The organism is Actinacidiphila cocklensis (genome assembly GCF_907177275.1).
Taxonomy (GTDB): Bacteria; Actinomycetota; Actinomycetes; order Streptomycetales; family Streptomycetaceae; genus Actinacidiphila; species Actinacidiphila cocklensis.
Window position 1 is genome coordinate 104,642 of record NZ_CAJSLV010000048.1, and the last position, 21,644, is coordinate 126,285.

Consider the following 21,644-nt stretch of genomic DNA (forward strand, 5'->3'; position numbering starts at 1 on the left):
CGGAGGGGCAACCGGCCTTTTCAGCGGCCTCCGAGGGCGGCTCGGCGGTCCGCGGCGATGGCCGCCCAGCGTGCGGCCGTCGCCGGAGTGCCGTCGATCCAGCTGGCCCTGGGGAGATCGCGCGGGGGCTCGCTGCCGTCGAAGAAGTGGGAGATCTCCAGGAGGTAGGCGAATTCAGCGCCGTTGACGCAGTTGCGCAGCCGGACACGGGCGGCGTCGAGGGCCGGCTGGTCGGCGCGGACGGCGTGGTGGAAGCAGACGGCGAGACGGGCGTAGGCGACCGACGAGGAGAGGCCGCTGGCCTGGGCGTCGGCTTCGACCTCGGCTGCCCGCGCGGGCAGGTCGGGAGCGGTCCCCGCGTCCCTGAGCAGAGCGGCGTTCCTGGTCTGGATCTCGGCCCAGCGGATGTGGGCGCTCTGCAGGAGGTGCTCCGCGAGCTGAATCTGCTGGTCGGCGCGTGACCTGTCCTGGAAGGCGGCGGCGAAGGCCAGGCAGGCCCTGCTCAACGCGGCCTCCCCATCGCTCGATTCGGCCTCCGCCTCGCGGCAGGCGTCGTCGTAGGCGGAGCAGGCCAGGGCGATGCTGCCCTGGGTCCACCACAGATCGCCGAGGGTGCGGTGGCGGCGGCTGTCGCTACCGAGCCGTTCGGTGGCGGACAGCACGGCGGGGAAGTCACCGAGGCGGCGGCCGAGGTGGACGAGCCCGCGGGCGGCGTCCGCCGCCAGGGGGCTGTCCCCTGCGGCAACCCGCTGCATGCCGGCCGTCGACTCCTGCGCGCGACCCAGATCACGCTGGCATTCGGCGAGGTAATAGCGGGCGAGGTCCTGCGCGGACGGCGGCAGGAGCCCGCTGTCGAGAACCGCGGTGAGTTCGTCGACGACTTCCTGCCGGTGGACGCGCTGGCGGCGCGCGACCGCGCTGAGAGTGGCCGCGAGCGCGGACGCCGGGCCGGCCTGCGCGCCCGGCGGCAGTTCCACGGGCTCCCAGACGAAGTCGGCGACGTAGCGGTACGCCGCGTCCACCAGCCATCCGAGCTCCAACCCGTGGTCCCGGGCCAGCCGCAGCCCCTGGTTGAGGCACGCCAGCAGCCGGGGCCGGTCCTCGCCGGGGTGAGGTAGTTCCGCGCCCAGCGCGTCGAGTGCGCGCTGCGCCGCCCGATGCCAGTCCGCCGGGGACCAGCGGTCGTCGGCGGTCGCGTCGGCGTCGTGGACTGCTTCACGGATCAGGTTGTGCAGGTGGTACGGCCAGGGCGCCGCAGGGTCGGAGTCGATGAACGGCCGCTCGACCAGTTGCAGTGCGGGTGCGTCCTGCGCCAGGCCGGAGGCGGCCGTCGCCAGGTCGACCGAGAACGAGTCGAAGAGGCTGACCGTACGGAGCACCTGGCGCTCGGCCGCGGACAGATCGCGGAAGGTACGGGCCACCAGTGCGGGGAAGTCGTAGTGGAATTCGCCCGCCTCGGGCTGATGTCCGGTGCGCTGGTAGAGGTCGAGATAGCGCATGACCGCCAGGTCGAGGTACAGCGGCAGTCCGTGGGAGCGCCGGACGATCTCGTGGCGGGTGTCCGCGGCCATCAGCGGCTGCCCGTCCCGGGTGAGGCGCCTGCACAGGTAGTGCTCGCAGTCCTGCGCGGAGAGGTAGCCGACCCGGTGCTGGCGGGGCTCCGCGGTGGCGCCGGGAGCGAGCTGCGGCCACGCGGACGGCCCGACCCAGTCGAGTTGGCCGTCGAGGCGTTCGTCGTCCCACTGGAGGCGGTTGCGGCCGGTGACGACGAAGAGCGCGTTGGGCATCAGCCAGGCGACGCGCTGGATCAGCCGCTCCAGCTCACGGTGGGTGCGGTCCCCCACATCCTCGAAGGTGTCGAGCAGCACCACCGGTGTGCCCGACCGGTCGGCGGGGAGTTGGGCGAGATCCCAGGCCAGCAGGTGGGCGTAGTACGAGAGCGCGTCCGGGTCGGCGTCGGCCTCCAGCAGATCCGCGAGGCGGGCGCAGCCGGCCAGTGCCCGTACGCTCTGCCGGTGCTCCCGCAGCGAGCCGACCACCGAGCGCAGGCTCTGGCCGACGAGTGCGCCGAGCGTGCCCGGCAAGGCGACGGCCTGCGCGATGTCCCCCAGCACGGACTGGACCTGCTCAGGCAGGGACACCGCGGTGGCGAACCGGCGAAGGAAGCCGTGGCGGCGCAGATACGCCTCCAGCGGGTCGCCGGGGTGGTTCACGTCCCAGTAGCGCCGCAGTGCCAGGTCGAACGCGGGCATCGGGCGCCCCAGACGCCCGGCCGTCAGCCGCAGCGCCAGCAGGATGTCCTCGAAGCCCAGGCCGGACTGCCGGGAGAGGTCGATCCGCACCGGGAGTAAGCGGCCCACCCCGTCAGGGACCGGCGTCCACTGTGCGGTGCTCGGCCCGTCCGCCGACAGGTGCTCTTCCAGGTGCCGGGAGAAGGTGGACTTGCCGATGCCGCCGACGCCGTAGAAGACCAGCACGTTGCGGCGCGGGCTCTCGAAGTCCGCCACTTCGAAACCGGGTTGGCGGATCGCGGCAGCATGCGCGGCCAGGCTGCGCGCCACCGCACCCCACTCGTCCCTGCGGTCCGCGAAGACGTCCTCGGCGGTCAGGTCCTGCTGGTTGGAGCGGAAGAGCGAGCGGAGATCCGACCGGGGCAACGGGCTTCCCTTCGAGGCGGCGGCTGACCGTGCACGGCTGCGCACTGTCAGTTTACGAGCCCGCTGCCTGCGGCATGGGCTCGTGCCGACCCGGCGTCCGGATCTCGATGGTGCGGGTCTATGCGTGCTCCGCCGCGTAGGCGAGGAAGGACGCCCACTCGGCCGGGCCGAAGGCGAGGTGGGGGCCGTCCGGGTCCTTGGAGTCGCGGACGTGGACGGTGCCGGGGCAGGCGGCGACCTCGACGCAGTTGTCACCCTGGGAACCGCTGTAGCTGGACTTCCGCCAGGAGACGGCGACTTCGACGCAGTCGCCTTCACTGCCGCTGCTGTGGCTGCTCTTGAACCAGACCAGGTCTGACGTGCTCATAGCGCTCCTCGCATTCGCTCCAGCAGCTTCCTGGAGTCCTCGGGGGTGAGAGCCTGCGAGCGCAGTTTTGCATACCGCCGTTGAAGGATGCTGATCGATTTCGGGTCGGAGATGAGGCGGCCGTTCTCCTGCCCCTCGGAGTAGCCGAACCACCGGTTCTCCGGGGTCTCCAGCAGTGCGATCGGCCCGTCCAGGCCGGCGTGCACGGGCTGGACCAGCGGCATGACCTGGACCTCGACATTCCAGTGCCGGTCGACCACCGCGAGCAGGCGGTCGAGCTGCTCCCGGGTGATCTCCGCACCGCCGGTGCGGCGTTCCAGCACGGCCTGCTCGACGATGAAGCTGAAGGCGCAGGGCGGTTCGCGGTCCGTGGAGAGCAACTGCTGGCGCTCCAGGCGGGCGTTGACGCGCTGGTCCACGGCCGCCTCGACCGCGAGCGGCGGCACGCTCATGGACACCGCGCGGGCGTAGCTTTCCGTCTGCAACAGCCCCGGCACCACCCGGCACTCGTACGTGCACAGGCTGATCGCCAGCGCCTCCTGCCTGGCCCACTGCCGGAACCAGACCGCGAGTCCCGGCTGCCGCGCGACCTGCTTGATCGCCCTGCGGAGCACCCCGGTACCGCCGAGCACGGGTTCCGCGCGCTCGACGAAATCCTCGTCCGGCATCCTGCGGCCCAGTTCGATCGAGGCCACCGTGTGCTTGGAGAACCGCACCAGCTCGCCGAACTCCTCCCTGCTGAGCCCCTGGTGCTCGCGCAGCGCGTGCACCATCGCACCGAACGTCCGCAGGCTGTCCGACGCCTCGGGCTCCCCGCCCGTCCCGCCGCCACCGTTCGCCCCTTCGACCATCCCGGCCACCTCCCCAACGCAGAGTGATCCGTGCCACACGCACGAACGCCCAGCGTCACAGCCGGTGACGCGTACCGTCCACCCTTCGCGTACGTACGCTGACGCAGCGTACGTGGCCCCGCGCTACCTAAAGAAACGTGGAACAACCGGAGGGGGCCGTCGATCACGCGGAGCCATGCCATGGACTGCTTCGGCTACGAACCGGAAGTGCCGCTCATACGTCGTCCTCGTCCGGCGCCGGCTCCGGTGCCCCCAGGGGTTCGACCAGCACCGTGCCGATCCGGTTGCGGCGGCCCGCCTGGGTCTCCGCGGTCAGCCGCAGCGCCACCGTGGCCCGTCCGCCCGAGCCGTCCTCGGGCAGCGGAACCACGGCCGTGGCGCCCGGGATGGGGACCCGGCCGAGGGATTTCGCGAGCAGCCCGCCGACCGTCTCGACGTCGTCGTCGTCCAGCAGCACCCCGTACAGCTCCCCGAGGTCGCCGATGTCGAGCCGGGCGGTGACCCGGTGGCGGCCGCCGCCCAGCGCCTCCACCGGCGGCGTCTCCCGGTCGTACTCGTCGGTGATCTCGCCGACGATCTCCTCCAGGATGTCCTCGATCGTGACGATGCCGGCCGTGCCCCCGTACTCGTCGACGACGACCGCGACGTGGTTGCGGTCGCGCTGCATCTCCCGCAGCAGGTCGCCGGCGTTCTTGGTGTCGGGCACGAAGGCCGCGGGGCGGATCAGCGTGGAGACCAGGTCGCTCTCCGCCTCCCGGCTGATGTGGGTGCGCCGGGCCAGGTCCTTGAGGTAGACGAAGCCGACGACGTCGTCCTCGCTCTCGCCGGTGACCGGGATGCGCGAGAAGCCGCTGCGCAGCGCCAGCGTGGTGGCCTGACGGATCGTCTTGAAGCGCTCGATCATCACCAGTTCGGGCCGCGGCACCATCACCTCGCGCACGATGGTGTCGCCCAGCTCGAAGACGGAGTGCACCATGCGGCGCTCGTCGTCCTCGATCAGCGACTCGGACTCGGCGAGGTCCACCATCGCCCGCAGCTCCGCCTCGCTCGCGAACGGGCCGCGTTTGAAGCCCTTCCCGGGCGTCAGGGCGTTGCCGAGCAGGATCAGCAGCCCGGGCACGGGACCCATCACCCGGGCCAGCGGCAGCAGGACGTACGAGGCGACCGTCGCGGTGTTCATCGGGTGCTGGCGGCCGATGGTGCGCGGCGAGACGCCCACGGCCACGTACGACACCAGCACCATCACGCCGATCGCGACGGCCAGCACCTGCCAGGTGCGGTCGAAGTTGCGGTCGCAGACCACCGTGATCAGCACGGCGGCAGCGGTCTCGCAGCCGACCCTGACCAGCAGGGCGACGTTGAGATAGCGGGTCGGGTCGGACGCCACGGCGAGCAGGTTCGCGGCGCCCTTGCGGCCCGAGCGCAGCGCGTCCTCGGCTCGGAAGCGGGAGATCCTGGCGATGGCCGTCTCGGCGCACGCGGCGAGCCACGCGACGATGACGAGCAGGACTGCGGAGACGATCATGCGGTGCGCGCCGCCGTCAGTGGGTGGTGGGCGCCGGCGACGGCCCCTCGATGCCGCGGTCGGCCCGCCACCCGTCGAGGATGGCCTTCTGCAGGCCGAACATCTCGGCCTTCTCGTCCTGCTCCTCGTGGTCGTAGCCGAGCAGGTGGAGGACGCCGTGCACGGTGAGCAGCTGCAGCTCCTCGTCCATGGAGTGCCCGGTCGGCGCCTCCTCGCCCTGCCTCTTGGCGACCTCGGGGCACAGCACGATGTCGCCGAGGAGGCCCTGCGCGGGCTCCTCGTCCTCCTTGCCGGGCCGCAGCTCGTCCATCGGGAAGGACATGACATCGGTGGGGCCCGGCAGGTCCATCCACTGCACGTGCAGCTGCTCCATCGCGTCGGCGTCCACCACGATCACCGACAGTTCGGAGAGCGGGTGGATGCGCATGCGCTGGAGGGCGTAGCGGGCGGCGTCGAGGACCGCCTGCTCGTCGATCTCCCAGCCGGACTCGTTGTTGACGTCGATCGCCATGGTGATGTGGTCGGTTACTTTCTCTTGGACCGTGCGCCGTTGCCGGCGCCGCGGCCGTTGCCGGCACCGCCGCCTTCTTGCTCGGCGACCGCGTTGTCGTACCGCTCGTAGGCGTCCACGATGCGTCCGACCAGCTTATGGCGCACCACGTCGGTGCTGGTGAGCCGGGAGAAGTGGACGTCCTCGACGCCGTCGAGGATGTCCTGCACCTGGCGCAGCCCGCTCTTGGTCCCGTTCGGCAGGTCCACCTGCGTGACGTCACCGGTGATGACGATCTTGGAGTCGAAGCCGAGCCTGGTCAGGAACATCTTCATCTGCTCGGCGCTGGTGTTCTGCGCCTCGTCCAGGATGATGAAGGCGTCGTTGAGAGTGTTGTGCGTCAGCAGGTAGTCCTCGGTGACGTACAGCGAGTCGGCCGCAGCGACCTGAATGCACACCGCCTCCTCTCGCCCGGCGGGCTCGATGCTGTCGATGAAGCGCATCGGGCGGCCGCCGCCGCCGGCCGCTTGGTACATCTCCCGCTTGCGGGCCAGCCGGAAGGGCTCCACGCCTTCGGGCAGCCGGATGTCGAGAACGTGCGCATCGTAGCGGTGGTGCACATCGCGCCCGTTCACCCGGCCGGGCTTGCGCCCTTCCGCAGCCCTGCGACGGGTGTACGCAACGCCGCCCAGGGACTGGACGAGGGCCACCACGTCGTCGCGGAGGAGGCTCGACGTGGTCGTGTACTGCACGCGGCAGGTCCGGCCGGTCTGGACGACCGGGCCGCCGTCGGCATCCAGCAGGCCCTGGAGCACGGCCAGCCGGACCTCGGCGGAATTCTGCAGGTAGGCCTCGGGCACGAACTTCGCGTGCGACCCGTTGCCGAGCAGGTCCAGCGACCGGAGTGCGGCAGTGACCGGATTCTCCAGCGTGATGACGCCGCCAGGTGCGCGTACCCGGTTCAGGGTGTAGTCGACCCGGTCCTTCCAGTTCACCTCGACGCCGGGAAGCGCAGCTTGCAGAGCCGCGACCAGCTCGGTGTCCGCCGTGGCGAAGGAGGGCGTGGTCGACCCGGTGAGACAGCCGTCGCCGAGCAGCAGCCCCAGGGCGTACGGGTCCATCGGAACGTCCTGGACCGGGAAGCACACCGGAGCGGTGAGCAGCGGCAACTCGTAGCGCCGCGCGTGCGCGGCTCGGAGGTTGCCGATCATCTCCTTCGTCTCAAAGACGCGCCACGGCTTGTCGCGACGGCGGTCGGCAGCGGTGCGGACCGTCCAGAGATGGTCCCCGCAGCACAGGGTGGAGGACCCGTCCTGGGCCGTGACGCGGTAGATGTCCTTCTCGCCCTGCGGATACACGCCGAGCACCGGGGTCGGCTCGCCGTTCGACCCGATGACCAGGTCACCGACCTGCAGGTCCCCGATGGGGCGGAAACCGGAGGGCGTCAGCACCTTGGTGAACACCGGCTGTGCACGGCCGCGCATGTACGCCAGCGGGGCGACCTCGATGGTGCCGGCCGCCATCAGGCGGGGGATCGAGTCCGGGTCGAGCATGTCGTGCAGGGCGTCGTAGAGCGGGCGCAGATACGGGTCGATCTTCTCGTAGAGGGTGCCGGGCAGGAAGCCCAGGCGCTCTCCGGCCTCGACCGCGGGGCGGGTCAGGATGATCCGGTTGACCTGCTTGGACTGCAGGGCCTGGACCGCCTTGGCCATCGCCAGGTACGTCTTGCCGGTACCGGCGGGGCCGATGCCGAACACGATCGTGTGGCGGTCGATCGCGTCGACGTACCGCTTCTGGTTGAGCGTCTTGGGGCGGATGGTGCGGCCGCGGTTGGACAGGATGTTCTGGGTGAGCACCTGGGCGGGCGTCTCGGCGTCCTGGTCGGCGGCGCTCCCGTTGGCCCGCAGCATGGCGATGGAGCGTTCCACGGCGTCCTCCGTCATGGGCTGGCCGGTGCGGAGCACCAGCATCATCTCGTCGAAGAGCCGCTGGACGAGGGCCACCTCGTCGGCATCGCCGACCGCGCTGATCTCGTTGCCCCGGACGTGGATGTCGACGGCCGGGAAGGCCTGCTCGATCACGCGGAGGAGAGCATCGCCAGATCCCAGGACGGTCACCATGGGGTGCTTGGCCGGTACGACGAAGTGGGCGCGCGCCTGCGGCGGCTGCGGCTGCTGCTTTGTCGGTGTCTGAGTCATGGGCCGGCACTAGGGCCTGCTCATCCCGCTTTCTGCTGATCGAGGAGCCCGATCGGGCCTGGGATACCAAGCCTACGACGTGGGCCGTCGGCGGCCGAGGGGATTTGCGGTTGTGACCCCGCCACTGCGCGAGGACGGCGCTCCCCGCCAGGCTCGGCGGAACCCTGCGGGTCACGCACGGCGGAAGCCGATGGTCGGCACCGCCCGCGGCAGCGGCCAGCGGCGCGGCGCCGGCGGGATCAGGGCGTCGAGGAACGCGTACCGCCGCAGCGCCTCGGGCGGGGTGCCGGCGGCGGCCTTGGCCTGCGTCCACCACGCGGCGACCTCGATCCAGCCGGGGGCGGACAGCGAGCCGCCGAACTCCTGGACCGACAGGGCCGCGCACAGCGAGCCGAAGGCCAGCCGGTCGGTGAGCGGCCAGCCGGCCAGGCTGCCGGTGACGAAGCCGGCGACGAAGACGTCCCCCGCCCCCGTGGGGTCGAGCGCGTCCACGATCAGTGCGGGCACCTCCGCGGTCTCGCCGCTGCCCGCGTCCACCGCGACCGCGCCCTCGGCACCGAGGGTGACCACGGCCAGCGGGACCAGCTCGGCGAGCGCCCGGGCGGCGGCGGCCGGGGTGTCGGTGCGGGTGTAGCGCATGGCCTCGTCCGCGTTGGGCAGGAAGGCGGCGCAGTGGTGCAGCCCTTCGAGGTCGGCCGGGTCCCAGCGGCCGGTGTCGTCCCAGCCGACGTCGGCGAAGACCTGGGTGCCGGACGCGGCCGCCTGCCCGATCCACTCGCGGTCCGGGTCGGGCGCCGGCTCCTCGTCCGAGGCCCGCTCGCGCTGGCCGAGCGAGGCCACCGCGGCCCTGGCGGGCGGCGGGCAGGCCGGCACGGCGTCCTCGGGCGGCGGCGCCCGGTGGCCGTGGCTGACCATGGTGCGCTCGCCCTCGTAGGCCATCGAGACCGTGACCGGGGAGTGCCAGCCGGGGATGCGGCGGGACGGCCCCAGGTCGATGCCCTCGCCCGCCGAGAGGCTGTCCCAGCAGTAGTCGCCGTACATGTCGTCGCCGAAGGCCGCGGCGAGGGTGGTGTGCAGGCCCAGTCGGGCGAGGGCCGTCGCCATGTTGGCCACCCCGCCGGGGCTCGACCCCATGCCGCGCGCCCATGACTCGGTGCCGCGCACGGGCGCGCTGTCGAGGCCGGTGAAGATGATGTCGAGGAAGACGGTGCCGGTGAGGTAGACATCGGTCGCCGGGTCCCCCGCGGCGCGCAGCGCGCCGAGCGGGTCGAGAACGGGCTGGTCGTCCATGGGACACACTGTGCACGACGGCACTGACAGTGACGCGGACGCCGGGGCCGGACCGCCTGGCGGCGTCGCGGACCGTACGCCTGGGGGCGTACGGCACGCGGGGACGGAGTACGGGTGAAGCTCACGATTCTCGGCGGCGGCGGCTTCCGGGTGCCGCTGGTGCACCGGGCGCTGGCCGGCGACCCGCTGATCACCGAGGTGGTGCTGTACGACGAGGACCCGCTGCGGCTGCGGGTGGTGGCCGCGGTGCTGGCAGGGTCCGGGGCGGCGGGGCCCGCGGTGCGGCTGGCGGACGGGCTGGACGACGCGGTGCGGGGCGCGGACTTCGTCTTCTCCGCGATCAGGGTCGGCGGCACGGCGGGCCGGGTGCGCGACGAGCGGCTGCCGCTGACCGAGGGGGTGCTCGGGCAGGAGACGGTCGGCGCGGGCGGGGTGCTGTACGGGCTGCGCACGCTGCCGGTCGCGGTGCAGATCGCCGAGCGTGTGCGCGCGCTGGCGCCGGACGCCTGGGTGATCAACTTCACCAATCCTGCGGGCATGGTCACCGAGGCGATGTCCCGGGTGCTGGGCGAGCGGGTGATCGGCATCTGCGACTCGCCGGTGGGCCTGGTGCGGCGGGCCGCGCGGGCGGCGGGCGCGGACCCCGACGCACCGGACTTCGGCTACGACTACGTGGGCCTGAACCACCTGGGCTGGTTGCGCCGCCTCACGGCGGCGGGGCGCGACCTGCTGCCGGGCCTGCTCGCCGACCCGGTGGCGCTCGGCGGCTTCGAGGAGGGGCGGCTGTTCGGCGCGGAATGGCTCGCGGCGCTGGGCTCGCTGCCCAACGAGTACCTGCACTACTACTACTTCCGCCGCGAGACGCTGGCCGCGGTGCAGGCCGCGCGGTCCACCAGGGGGGAGTTCCTCGACCTCCAGCAGAGCGCCTTCTTCGCGGCGGCCGACCGAGACCCGTCCCGGGCGTACGAGCTGTGGCAGGGCGCGCGTCGGGAGCGCGAGGAGACCTACGGCGCCGACAGCCGTGCGGCGAGCGGCGGTTGGCAGCGCGACCCGCACGACCTGGACGGCGGCGGCTACGACCGGGTGGCGCTGGCGCTGATGCGGGCGATCGCCCGGGACGAGCGCACGGTGCTGATCCTCAACGTGCGGGCCGGCGGTGCGCTGCCCTTCCTGGACGCCGACGCGGTGGTGGAGGTGCCCTGCGCGGTGGACGCGTCCGGGGCGCGGCCGGTGCCGGTGGCGGCGCCCGACGAGCACCAGGCGGGGCTGATGCTGGCGGTCAAGTCGGTGGAGCGGGCGGCGATCGAGGCGGCGGCGACGGGGTCGCGGCGGGCCGCGCTGCGGGCGCTGGCGCTGCACCCGCTGGTGGACTCCCCCGCGGCGGCCTCCCGCATCCTCGACGCGGCCGGCTGGTGACGGCAGAGGCCCCGGCCGTCCGGTGAACGCGGCGCCCCAGCCGGCTCATGACCGCAGCCGCATCGGCCGTCCGGTGACCGCAGCCACCCCAGCCGTCCGGTGACCGCAGGCGCCCCTTCCACCCGTCCCGCACCAGGCGGCCACCTGGTGACATTGCTCCGAACTCCCGTGAAACATCAGGGAAACAGCTTCTGACCTGCGATGTGACGATACGCGCGTAGACCTTGCTTGACCTGCCGCGATCGGGGGGTCTAACTTTCGCCGCACCAACCAGCGTTGAAGGAGCACCGTCATGTCCCGTGCCCGTCTGTCCCGCCGTTCGCTGGCACTGGCCGCCGCCGCGGCCACCCTGGGCGCCACCTTCTACGGCGTCGGCGCCGCCACCGCGGACAACTCGGTGCCGCGCAGCGACAAGGAGATCCCCAACCTCACCGACGTGGTGAACGAGATCAAGGCCTACTACGGCGACACCGTCGACGCCTCGGGCGAGCACTTCGCGTCGGCCGACAGCAGCTACGCCCACCAGCTGGCCGGTATCGAGGCCAAGGCCAAGTCCGACCTGGCGCGCGCGCTGCACAAGGGCGGCCACGGCGGCCAGGGGAAGCCCGCGATCGTGCTGGACGTCGACGACACCAGCGTGATCACGTACAACTACGAGCTGGAGGTGGGCTTCAACTACACGCCCGCCAGCAACCAGGCCTACCTGGACAGCAAGGACATGCCGGCGGTCTTCGGCATGGACACCCTCGCCAACTGGGCCGCGGACCAGGGCGTCACGGTCTTCTGGATCACCGGCCGCCCGGAGTCCCAGCGCGCCGACACCGTACGCAACCTGACCGCGGTCGGCTACAAGCCGGCGCCCGACACCGCCCACCTCTACCTGAAGAACAAGGTGAACCCGCCGGCGTACCTGAGCTGCGGTGCGACCTGCACGACCGTCGAGTACAAGTCCGGCACCCGGGCGCACATCGAGTCGCTCGGCTACGACATCATCGGCAACTTCGGCGACCAGTACAGCGACCTGTCGGGCGGTTACGCGGACAAGTCCTTCAAGCTGCCCAACCCGATGTACTTCCTGCCGTAGCCGTAGTCAGCACCTCGTACGGGTCCCGGGCTCAGCGGCGGCCGGGCACCGGGACCCGCGCCAGGTCCGCGGCAATGGTCAGGCCGCCGGTGAATCCCGCGGCCCTGGCCTGCTCCTCGAAGCCCGCGGGCTCGGGGTACCGCTGCGAGAAGTGCGTCAGCACCAGGTGGCGTACGCCCGCGTCGCGGGCCACCGCCGCTGCCTGGCCTGCGGTCAGATGGCCGTATTCCTCGGCAATTGCCGCGTCCTGGTCCTGGAAGGTCGACTCGATCACCAGCAGGTCGCAGCCGTCGGCCAGTTCGGGCACGGCCTCGCACATCCGGGTGTCCATGACGAAGGCGAAACGCTGGCCCCTGCGCAGCTCGCTGACCTCGGCAAGGGTGACGCCGCTCAGGACGCCCTCGCGCTGGAGGCGGCCGATGTCGGGTCCCGCGATGCCGTGCTCGGCGAGCCGGTCCGGCAGCATCCGGCGCCCGTCGGGCTCGGTGAGCCGGTAGCCGTACGACTCGACCGGGTGGGACAGCCGGCGCGCTTCGAGCGTGAAGTCCGCGGTCACCGCCAGCACTCCGTCGCCGGTGACCGGCTCCTCCTTCAGGGAGACGGTCTCGCGGTAGGCGGTCGCGTGCCGCAGCCGGTCGAAGTAGCCCTGCCCGCTCGCCGGGTAGTGCGCGGTGACCGGGTGCGGCACCCGGTCGAGGTTGATGCGCTGGATCACCCCGGCAAGGCCGAGGGAGTGGTCGCCGTGGAAATGGGTGACGCAGATCCGCGTCAGGTCGTGCGCGGACACCCCGGCGTGCAGCATCTGGCGCTGGCTGCCCTCGCCGGGGTCGAAGAGGATGCCCTCGCCGTCCCAGCGCAGCACGTAGCCGTTCTGGTTGCGCTGCCGGGTCGGGACCTGGCTGGCGGTGCCGAGGACGACGAGTTCGCGTGCGGGCATCGGTGCGGGCGCCGGCCTCAGACCAGCCGCTGGAGGTCGCGGCCGCCCAGTACGTGGGCGTGGGCGTGGAAGACGGTCTGGCCGGCGCCCGGGCCGGTGTTGAACACGATCCGGTAGCCCGTGCCGTCGACCTTCTCCCGCGCCGCCACCTCGCCGGCCTCGCGCAGCACGTCCACCACCGCGCCGGGGTCGCCCGCCGCCAGGGTCGCCGCGTCGGCGTAGTGCACCCGCGGGATGACCAGGACATGTGTCGGCGCCTGCGGGTTGATGTCGCGGAAGGCAAGCGTGGTCGGCGTCTCGCGGACGATCGTCGCGGGGATCTCCCCCGCGGCGATCTTGCAGAACAGGCAGTCGGCCTGCGGCTCTCCCGCCATCGCGGGGCTCCCTTCTCGGGGCTTACGGGCTTCGCATGCTACCGGCCCGCGGCCCCTGCAAGATCCACCGTTGCGCGTTCGATCCATCACGCAGGGTGACCGATACATGCGGCGCGGGCCGTCCCCACGGGTGCGTACGGGGGCCGGCGCGACCCGGAGGCGACCCGGCCGCATACCGGGCATTCAGCTCAGATCGGTGCGTCTCGCGTGGCAGCCCGCGACATGGCCCGCGCGCGTGCCGCGGCGGCTATCGCGGCGACCCAGCGCTGCTCGCGGAAGGAGGACATCTGTTCCTCGGCGCGATCCTGCAGCGACCGCCAAAGATCCGCCCTGGTCCAGGCGGTGAAGCGGCGGTGTGCGGTGGCAGGTGCGACATCGAAGCGTGGCGGCAGCTGCCGCCACGGACACTCCGACATGAGCACGTAGACGACGGCGGTGAAAACCTTGCGCTCGTCCACCGGGGCGGTACCCCCGCCCTGGCGGCGGAAGCCGAGGGCCGGGAGCAGCGGCTCCACCAGTTGCCATAAGTCGTCCGTCACCAATCTCTGAGCCAGATCAAATCCCATGCGACACCGTTAAAACATTGTTCCCATTGAACACAGCCACGTGAGACACCTTCCCCGTCGAAGACTCCCGTCCATTCCGGGACCACCGCCGACTATGGCACCGGGATCGCGCCGCCGTCCATCGGTCCTCCCTCATCACGGAACGCGAATAAGGCTTTCCCCAATACCTTTTGATCTTGACTGGATGCCCCCTGCCGCCTTCCCTGCGCCCCGTTGACACGCTTCTGTGTTCCATGCAAATCTGGCGGAGCCGGGGACAGGCGCAAGGCACTGTTTCCCGATAGGACAGGTGAGTGCACCATCAAGTGGCCGACGCATTCCCTTTTCTTTCCGAGTCCCCCGAGAAATCGGGCCGCCGCCGAATTATCGGACGGCGAAGTGCACCGCCCTGAGAGAAGGAGTCCGCCATGAAGAAGATCACCGTCCGCAAGGCCGGCACGGTCCGTCTGACCTCGGCCGCCGCCTCGGCCTACTGCTGCGGCGCCAGCTGAGCCGCCGGCCCGGGCCGCCTGCCTCACGGCCGGCGGCCCGGGCCGCCCACGTCCCGACCCGCACAGCGCGACCGCAGACCCCGCAGCAGCCCGCGACCCGTAGCAGTGAGGCAGACATGGCAACGGTTTCCCCGGATCTCGACCAGCCGGTGCGGCTGCATCCGCTGACCTACCTGGAGGAGGGCGACGAGGTCACCGTGGGGCGCGCGGACATCGACTCCTACGGGCTCTTCCCGGTCGACGGCGCCGCGCTGCTGCGCCGCCTTGAGGCCGGCGAGTCGCCCAACGCCGCCGCCCGCTGGTACACCGAGCAGTACGGCGAGCAGGTGGACGTCGCCGAGTTCCTGGAGGTCCTGGAGGAGCTGGAGCTGCTGGTCAAGGACGGCGAGCAGACGGCGCAGGCGACAGGCCCGGTGCGCTGGCAGCGCCTGGGGCGCGCGCTGTTCTCCCCCGTCGCGTGGGCCTTCTACGGCCTGCTGGTCGCCGCGGCGGCGGCCGCCGTGATCCGCACCCCCGAGCTGTTACCGCGCTACCAGCACCTGTTCTTCACCCACTCCTCGCTGGTGGTGCTCACCTTGGGCATCGTGCTCGGCCAGGTGCCCTGGATCCTCGCGCACGAGGCCTTCCACGCCCTCGCCGGCCGCCGGCTCGGCCTGCGCTCCACCCTCTCGATCGGCCGGCGCTTCTACTACGTCGTCTTCGTGACCGCGCTGGACGGGCTGGTGGCCGTGCCGCGCCGCAAGCGCTACCTGCCGATGCTGGCCGGCATGCTGCTCGACGTCCTGGTCGTCTGCGGCCTGACGCTGGGCGCGGCGGGGCTGCACGGCAGCACCGGCGCCGCAGGCGTCGTCCACCGGCTGCTGCTGTCCATGGCCTTCGCCGTCGTACTGCGGCTGGCCTGGCAGTTCTACTTCTTCCTGCGCACCGACCTGTACTACCTGGCGATCACCGTCCTGGGCTGCAACGACCTGCAGACCGTGGCCCGCCAGCAGCTGCGCAACCGCGTCGTACGGCTGCTGCGCAGGCCCGAGCGGGCGGTCGAGGAGTCCGGCTGGACCGACCGGGACCGCGAGGTCGCCCGCTGGTATTCGTGGCTGATGGCGGCCGGTTACGTGTTCCTGACCACGACCCTGCTGACCGCCGTCATTCCGACCGGCATCAAGGTGACGCGGATGGCCGTGCACAAACTCGACGCGAATCTCTCGCCGGCGAATATCGCCGACGTGATCGTCTTCCTGATCCTCAACTTCGGCGAGCTGTTCCTGGCCGGCTATCTGGCCGCCAGGAGCTGGCGGCGCAGGAACAGGGCGACGGCCCCCGCCTCGCCCCCGCCGCAGACCGCCTGACCCGCCCGGTCCGCAGGGCCGCCGCGCGCTCCCGCACCACGCAGATCACGACCGACGGACGGCACCGGCAGCGCGCTCGCGAGCCGGCCCGTGGAAGGAGAACGCCGCATGGACCAGGCAGAGTTCCGCCACCACTGGGTGCACGGAGGCTCACGACGGAGCCGGGCCGACGCCGTACGCTCGCTTGCGGCTCCGCCCGCGCTCCTGCCGTCAGGACTGCCCGTCGACGCGCACCGCCGGCTGCGCGGCCCGTACACCGCGGCCAACACGGTGGTGCGGGCGCTGGTGCCCGAGGTACTGCGGCGCGACGCGGCCCCGGTGCGCCGCTACGACATCGAGGTGCTGTCCGTGGCGCCGGAGTTGGGCGACCAGGTCCCCAACTCGCGCGAGACGCTGACCTCGATGGCGCTCCCCGCCGAGCGCACCCGCTACTACGCGCGGCTGCGGACCAAGCGGATCGCCAACGGGCTGGCCGAGTTCGTCCGTGACGCGCTGCCCTCCGACGGGCCGCGCACCCTGGTGGTGGAGAACGCCGAGCACGCCGAGGCCACCGACGTCGAGTTCATCGCCGCGCTGGTGCGGCGGGTGGACCCGGCCCGCCTCACCGTCGTGGTCTGCTGCGGCGGGGACGGAACGGCGCTGGACGAGCGGCTGCGGTCGGTCCTGGAGGCCCGCGCGCTGGAAACCGCCGTCGTGGCAGGGCCGTCCGCGCCGCCGGGCCAGGACGCCTGGTCGTACGTGAGCGGCGAGTGCCTGGCCGAGGAGCCCGCCACCCGCGCCGCCTACGAGGCGCTCACCCCTGCGGAAAGGGCCGCGCTGCACGACCGCAGGGCCGCGGAGGTCCTCGCGGTGGGCGACTTCTCGTACGGCCTCGGCGCCGTCCCCTTCCACCTGGAACGCGGCAGCGACCCCGTCGGCGCCGCCCTTCCCGTGCTTCTCGCCGCTGCCGACCACTGCCTGGTGAACGGCTTCTACGACGCGGTCGTCGACTACGGCACCCGGGCTTTCGCGCTGCTCGACGGCACGGGGGACGACGCCCTGTGGTGGAAGTTCGCCGTCAAACAAGGACTGGCGCTCTCGATATTGTCGCGGACCCGCGAAGCCGAGGAAATCTACGACCGGGCAAGACTTCTGTCCACCGACCCTGCCGTGCATTTGGCGTGCTCTTATTCCACGGCAATGCTCTACACCCGGCATAATGACCCGGCCGACCGCGACGAGAAGAAGGCGAAAGCCCTGCTGAACGGCGCGGTCGCGACTGCGTCGCTGCTGCCCGACCGGGTCGAGCGGGCCTTCCAGAGCGCCTTTTACAAAAACGGTCGCGCACTGGTCGAAGTCAATCTCGGCGACCCCGCGGAAGCGCTCAGGCTCGTGACCGAGTGCGTCGACGACCTCGACAGGCAACTGGAACCCGACGAGCACCGCCTGCACCGCTCGGTGCTCAAGAACAACCGCGCCCGCGTCTACACGGGACTGGGCCGCCTGGACGAGGCGCTGGCCGACTACGCCGTCGTCATCGAGCAGGACCCCAACCACGCCGAGCACTACCTCGAACGCGGCAACATCCTGCGGCGGCTGGGCCGCACCGAGGAGGCACTGGCCGACTACGCACGGGCGATGCGGCTGTCCCCGCCCTTCCCCGAGATCTGCTACAACCGCGGCGACCTGCGGCTGTCGGAGGGCGACACCGCCGGCGCGCTGGCCGACTTCGACTACGTCATCGACCTGGAGCCGGACTTCGTCGACGCCTACGTCAACCGGGCCGGGCTGCACCTGGACGAGGGCCGGCTCGACGCCGCCCGGCAGGACGCCGAGACCGGACTCCTGCTCGACGCCGACAACGCCTACCTGCACGTGGTCGTGGGCCAGGTGCACGCCGAGGGCGAGGACCTCGCCGCAGCCGAGGACGCGTACGACCGGGCCGTCGCGGCCGATCCGAGCCTGGTCACCGCGCTGTCCGGGCGGGCCGCGGTCCGCTTCGAGAGCGGCCGGACGGACGCCGCGCTGGAGGACATGCGCCGGGCGGTGGAGCTGTCCCCCGACGACGCGGCACTGCGCTACAACCGGGCGTTCCTCCACCAGGCCCGCGAGGAATGGGACAGCGCGCTGGCCGACCTGGAGGTCGCGGGCGCCCTCGCCCCCGACGACGAGGACATCGTCGCCGCCCTGAAGACCTGCCGCGTGAAGACAGGCCGGGCGTGACCACCGCCGAGCCGGCCGTGCACGGGGCGGCCGGCCCGGCGGGGCACCCGCTGCACGGGCCGGCCGGGCAGCGTGCGCTGCGCGATGTGCTGGGCCGCTACGCCACCGGCGTCGCGGTGGTCACCACCTGGCACCAGGGGCGGCCGGCCGGCGTCACCGTCAACTCCTTCACCTCGGTGTCCCTGGACCCGCCGCTCGTCCTGTGGTGCCTGAACGCCTCCTCCGGCAGCCGGTCCGCCTTCACCCGCGCCGAGCACTTCGCGGTCAACGTGCTCGCCGCGGACCAGGGCGACCTGTGCACCCGCTTCACCCGCCCCGGCGACCGCTTCGCCGGCCTGCCGGTGCACACCGGCCCGCACGGCCTGCCGCTGCTGCCCGGCGCGGTCGCCGTCCTGCTGTGCCGCCGCGCCGGCCTCCTGCCGGCCGGCGACCACCTGCTGCTGCTCGGCGCCGTGACGGACCACAGCATGTCCCCGGGACCCGCGCTGCTGTTCGCCGACGGCGGCTACCACACCGGTCCCGGCTAGGACGGGTCCAGCGGCGGCAACGGCGGCGGGGTCTTGGCCGGGGAGACCTCCAGGGCGGCCAGCGCGAGCGAGACGGCCTCGTCCAGCTGCGGATCGGAACCCGCCGCCCACTGCTGCGGGGTGCAGACCACCTCGATGTCCGGGTCGACGCCGTGGTTCTCCACCTCCCAGCCGTAACCCTCCAGCCAGAAGGCGTACTTGGGCTGGGTGACGGCCGTCCCGTCGACGAGCTGGTAGCGGCTGTCGACGCCGATCACGCCGCCCCAGGTGCGGGTGCCGACGACCGGGCCGATGCCCAGCGCACGGATCGCCGCGTTCACCACGTCGCCGTCGGAGCCGGAGAACTCGTCGGCCACCGCGACGACCGGGCCGCGCGGGGCGTCCTGCGGGTAACTGATCGGGTGGCCGCCGCGCGGCAGGTCCCAGCCGACGATCCTGCGGGCCAGCTTCTCGATCACCAGCTGCGAGGTGTGGCCGCCCCGGTTCTCCCGCAGGTCCACCACCAGGCCCTCGCGCGCCACCTCGACCCGCAGGTCGCGGTGCAGCTGGGCCCAGCCGCTGCCGACCATGTCCGGCACGTGCAGATAGCCGAGCCGGCCGCCCGACACCTCGTGCACGTGGGCCCGGCGCCCGGCGACCCAGTCGTGGTAACGCAGCGCCTCCTCGTCGTCGAGCGGCACCGCCACCACGTGCCGGACAGGCCCGCCCGACTGAGCGGTCACCGACAGCTCGACCGGCTTGCCCGCGGTGCCGACCAGCAGCGGCCCGGGTCCCGCCACCGGGTCCACCGGGCGGCCGTCGACCGCGAGCAGCACGTCGCCCGCGCGTACGGCCACGCCCGGCGCCGACAGCGGCGAGCGCGCGTGCGGGTCGGAGGACTCCCCCGGCAGCACCCGGTCGACCCGCCAGCGCCCGTCCTCGGCGCGGGAGAGGTCCGCGCCGAGCAGCCCCTGCCGGTGCAGCGGGTCGCGGTAGCCGCCGGGCGGGATGACGTACGCGTGCGAGGTGCCCAGCTCGCCGTGCAGCTCCCACAGCAGGTCCACCAGGTCGTCGTGGGTGGCGACCCGGTCGAGCAGCGGGCGGTAGCGCTCGGCGACGCCGTCCCAGTCGAGGCCGCCCATGTCGGCGCGCCAGAAGTTGTCCCTGGCCAGCCGGTGGGTCTCGGCGAACATCTGCCGCCACTCCTCCTGCGGGTACACGGTCATCCGGATACGCGACAGGTCCACGGTGACCGAACCGCCGGACTCGTCGTCCGGGTCGGCCTTGCTGTCCGAGGGCACCACCCGCAGCCGGCTGCCGTCGGTCAGCAGCACCCGCGTACCGTCGCCGGTCACCGCGAAGTCGTCGGCGTCCTCGGCCAGTTCCTCCAGCCGCAACTGGACCAGGTCGTAGCGCTCCAGCAAGGTGCCGGGCGGCTGCGCCTCGGGCGTGGCAAGGGCCGCACCGAGGGTGCCGACCAGCGGGTGGCGCAGCCACAGCACACCGCCCTTGGCCGCGCGCAGCCCGGAGTAGCGGCCCGCCTCGACCGGGAAGGGCACGATGCGGTCCGCCAGGCCCTCGGGGTCGACCCGGGTGGCCGGGGTGCGCGGGCCGTCGCTCTTGGCGTCGCCGTCGCCCTTCTCGCGGCTCTTGTCCTCGTCGCCCTTCGCGCCGCCGTCCTGCTCGTCGTCGTCCGGCTCGTACGGCCTGCCGTGCCGCTGCGGCCCGAACGGCGACGGGGTCGTCGCGGCCAGCGTGATCAGGTACGGGCGGCCGGCGTTGGCGAAGGACAGGTCGAAGACGTGGGCGTCGTAGACCGGGTCGAAGGCCCGCTCCGACAGGAATGCCAGATGGCGGCCGTCGGCGGTGAAGGCCGGCGCGTAGTCGTTGAAACGCAGCGGCGTCGCGTCGGTCACCGCGAGGTCGGCGGTGGCGGCCAGCTTCAGCTGCCGCAGCGAGCCGGGTCCCGGCGCGGACCACGCCAGCCACGCGGAGTCCGGCGAGAAGGCGAGCCCGGTGGCGTCGCCCGCGTCGCTCGACGCGACCTCGCGGACCTCGCCGGTCTGCGTCTCCACCAGCAGCACCCGGCCGTCGTGCGAGGCGACCGCGATGCGGTGCCCGTCGGGCGACACCTCGACCTCCAGCACCCTGCCGAGCCGCCCGGCGGCCAGCCGCCGCGGCGCGGTGCCGGCCGGCAGGCCCACCGCGGGGGCCAGTTCGAGGGCGTCCTCGCCGCCGTCCGCGTCGGTCACCCACACCACGTGCTGCTCGCCGTCCGCGCCGCCGGGCGCGAAGACCCGCGGGTGCCGGGTGCGCACCCCGGGCTGGGCCGCCAGCACGCGGGCCGGGCCGCCGCGGTGGGTGACCCAGTGGGTGGTGCCGCGGATCTCGACCGCGCTGCCGCGCCCGGTGTGGTCGGGGCGGGCGTCGCCCAGGTGGTGGGCGGCGCGCACGGGGTGCGGCTGGAGGTCGGTGCGCTGGCCGCCGAGGGCGATCTCCAGCGGGCGCGGCTCGGCGTCCACCAGGTCGTCCAGCAGGTACAGCCGGCCGCCCGAGGTCCAGGACACCCGGACGCCGTCCGTACCCGCCTGCCGGGCGTAGAAACCGTCCAGGGCGCTGTGCCGGCGCAGGTCCGTGCCGTCGGGAAGGCTGGAGTAGAGCGCGCCGACGCCCTCGTGGTCGGACAGGAAGGCGATCCGCTCCCCCACCCACATCGGGCACTCGATGTTGCCGTCGAGGCCGGTGTGCACCCGGCCGAACTCGCCGCTGCCGTCCGGGTCCAGCCACAACTTGCCCGCGGTGCCGCCGCGGTAGCGCTTCCAGTACGCCGCCTCGCGGCCCATCAGCACCGACTGCAGCAGCACCGCACCCCCGGGGCCGTACGCCACGTCGCCGACCGGTCCGTAGGGCAGCCTGGTGTCCTGCCCGCCGTCCAGCGGGACCGTGCGCGCCCAGGCCCGGCGCGCGGACGGCAGACCGTACGCGCTGGTCACCACCAGCGCGCCGTCCGGCGCCCAGGTGCGCACCGCGGTCCGCGCGTCGCCCCAGTACGTCAGCCGGCGCGACAGGCCGCCGTCCAGCGGCGCCACGTGCACCTCGGGAGCCCCGTCCCTGGTCGACGTCCACGCGACCAGGTCGCCGCCGGGCGCCACTCTGGGCCGCCCGACCGGCATGTTGTCCGCGCTCACCCGCCAGGCACGCCCGCCGTCCAGCGGCGCGACCCACACGTCGTCCTCCGCGGTGAAGGCGATCAGGTCGCCGTGCGGGTGCGGGTGCCTGAGATACGAGGGCTGCGGCGCCTGGTCCGCGCTCGGCTGCTTCGGTGTCGGGTGCGTCACCGGGCC

Annotated in this window: 16 protein-coding genes; 5 read left to right on the top strand and 11 right to left on the bottom strand. The window is 72.5% G+C overall.

What is annotated here, in order from left to right:
• Positions 1–20: 20 nt before the first annotated feature.
• The 7 genes from NFU81_RS11505 to NFU81_RS11535 all read right to left on the bottom strand — a co-directional run bounded on the left by NFU81_RS11505 (position 21) and on the right by NFU81_RS11535 (position 9,378).
• Positions 21–2,657 carry an ATP/GTP-binding protein gene (locus tag NFU81_RS11505; protein WP_251488389.1) on the bottom strand — a complete coding sequence of 879 codons (2,637 nt, stop codon included), beginning with the start codon at positions 2,655–2,657 and terminating at the stop codon, positions 21–23.
• A gap of 118 nt (positions 2,658–2,775) precedes the next feature.
• Complete coding sequence (locus tag NFU81_RS11510) at positions 2,776–3,024, bottom strand: DUF397 domain-containing protein (RefSeq protein WP_251488392.1); 249 nt, start codon at positions 3,022–3,024, stop codon at positions 2,776–2,778.
• The gene (locus NFU81_RS11515) at positions 3,021–3,875 is read right to left on the bottom strand and encodes a helix-turn-helix domain-containing protein (protein WP_251488395.1); all 855 of its coding nucleotides are present in this window, start codon (positions 3,873–3,875) and stop codon (positions 3,021–3,023) included. The genes NFU81_RS11510 and NFU81_RS11515 overlap by 4 nt, the downstream gene beginning before the upstream one ends.
• Before the next feature lie 214 nt (positions 3,876–4,089).
• The gene (locus NFU81_RS11520; protein ID WP_251488398.1) at positions 4,090–5,400 is read right to left on the bottom strand and encodes a hemolysin family protein; all 1,311 of its coding nucleotides are present in this window, start codon (positions 5,398–5,400) and stop codon (positions 4,090–4,092) included.
• A gap of 16 nt (positions 5,401–5,416) precedes the next feature.
• Positions 5,417–5,911, bottom strand: a complete 495-nt coding sequence (ybeY, locus tag NFU81_RS11525) for an rRNA maturation RNase YbeY (protein ID WP_251488401.1) — start codon at positions 5,909–5,911, stop codon at positions 5,417–5,419.
• Positions 5,912–5,925: 14 nt separating this feature from the next.
• The gene (locus NFU81_RS11530; RefSeq protein ID WP_251488404.1) at positions 5,926–8,088 is read right to left on the bottom strand and encodes a PhoH family protein; all 2,163 of its coding nucleotides are present in this window, start codon (positions 8,086–8,088) and stop codon (positions 5,926–5,928) included.
• A gap of 171 nt (positions 8,089–8,259) precedes the next feature.
• Positions 8,260–9,378 (bottom strand): carbohydrate kinase family protein, encoded by a 1,119-nt coding sequence (locus NFU81_RS11535; protein WP_251488407.1) that lies wholly within the window; start codon positions 9,376–9,378, stop codon positions 8,260–8,262.
• 114 nt (positions 9,379–9,492) lie between these two features.
• On the opposite strand from NFU81_RS11535, the gene NFU81_RS11540 reads away from it, so the two are divergent.
• Together NFU81_RS11540 and NFU81_RS11545 are read left to right on the top strand one after the other, a co-directional pair.
• Positions 9,493–10,794 carry a family 4 glycosyl hydrolase gene (locus NFU81_RS11540; protein ID WP_251488410.1) on the top strand — a complete coding sequence of 434 codons (1,302 nt, stop codon included), beginning with the start codon at positions 9,493–9,495 and terminating at the stop codon, positions 10,792–10,794.
• Positions 10,795–11,086: 292 nt separating this feature from the next.
• Entirely contained in the window at positions 11,087–11,878 is a 792-nt protein-coding gene (locus NFU81_RS11545) for an HAD family acid phosphatase (RefSeq protein WP_251488413.1), read from the top strand.
• A gap of 31 nt (positions 11,879–11,909) precedes the next feature.
• On the opposite strand, the gene NFU81_RS11550 is transcribed toward NFU81_RS11545, so the two are convergent.
• From NFU81_RS11550 to NFU81_RS11560, 3 genes are all read right to left on the bottom strand, one after another.
• On the bottom strand, positions 11,910–12,815 hold the full coding sequence (locus tag NFU81_RS11550; RefSeq protein WP_251488416.1) for a ribonuclease Z: 906 nt from the start codon (positions 12,813–12,815) through the stop codon (positions 11,910–11,912).
• 17 nt (positions 12,816–12,832) lie between these two features.
• A complete protein-coding gene (locus NFU81_RS11555; protein ID WP_251488419.1) occupies positions 12,833–13,189 on the bottom strand; it encodes a histidine triad nucleotide-binding protein in 357 nt (118 codons plus the stop codon).
• Between the two features lie 188 nt (positions 13,190–13,377).
• Positions 13,378–13,728, bottom strand: coding sequence for a transposase (locus NFU81_RS11560; protein ID WP_251488422.1), 351 nt, complete (start codon positions 13,726–13,728; stop codon positions 13,378–13,380).
• Positions 13,729–14,362: 634 nt separating this feature from the next.
• On the opposite strand from NFU81_RS11560, the gene NFU81_RS11565 reads away from it, so the two are divergent.
• The 3 genes from NFU81_RS11565 to NFU81_RS11575 all read left to right on the top strand — a co-directional run bounded on the left by NFU81_RS11565 (position 14,363) and on the right by NFU81_RS11575 (position 18,321).
• Complete coding sequence (locus NFU81_RS11565) at positions 14,363–15,592, top strand: hypothetical protein (RefSeq protein ID WP_251488426.1); 1,230 nt, start codon at positions 14,363–14,365, stop codon at positions 15,590–15,592.
• 108 nt (positions 15,593–15,700) lie between these two features.
• Positions 15,701–17,794 carry a tetratricopeptide repeat protein gene (locus NFU81_RS11570; protein WP_251488429.1) on the top strand — a complete coding sequence of 698 codons (2,094 nt, stop codon included), beginning with the start codon at positions 15,701–15,703 and terminating at the stop codon, positions 17,792–17,794.
• Positions 17,791–18,321, top strand: coding sequence for a flavin reductase family protein (locus NFU81_RS11575; protein ID WP_274037268.1), 531 nt, complete (start codon positions 17,791–17,793; stop codon positions 18,319–18,321). Before NFU81_RS11570 ends, NFU81_RS11575 begins: the two co-directional genes overlap by 4 nt.
• Here the strand turns inward: NFU81_RS11575 and NFU81_RS11580 are convergent.
• Positions 18,318–21,638 (bottom strand): S41 family peptidase, encoded by a 3,321-nt coding sequence (locus NFU81_RS11580; RefSeq protein ID WP_251488437.1) that lies wholly within the window; start codon positions 21,636–21,638, stop codon positions 18,318–18,320. The two genes, NFU81_RS11575 and NFU81_RS11580, sit on opposite strands and share 4 nt — an antisense overlap.
• Positions 21,639–21,644: the final 6 nt, after the last annotated feature.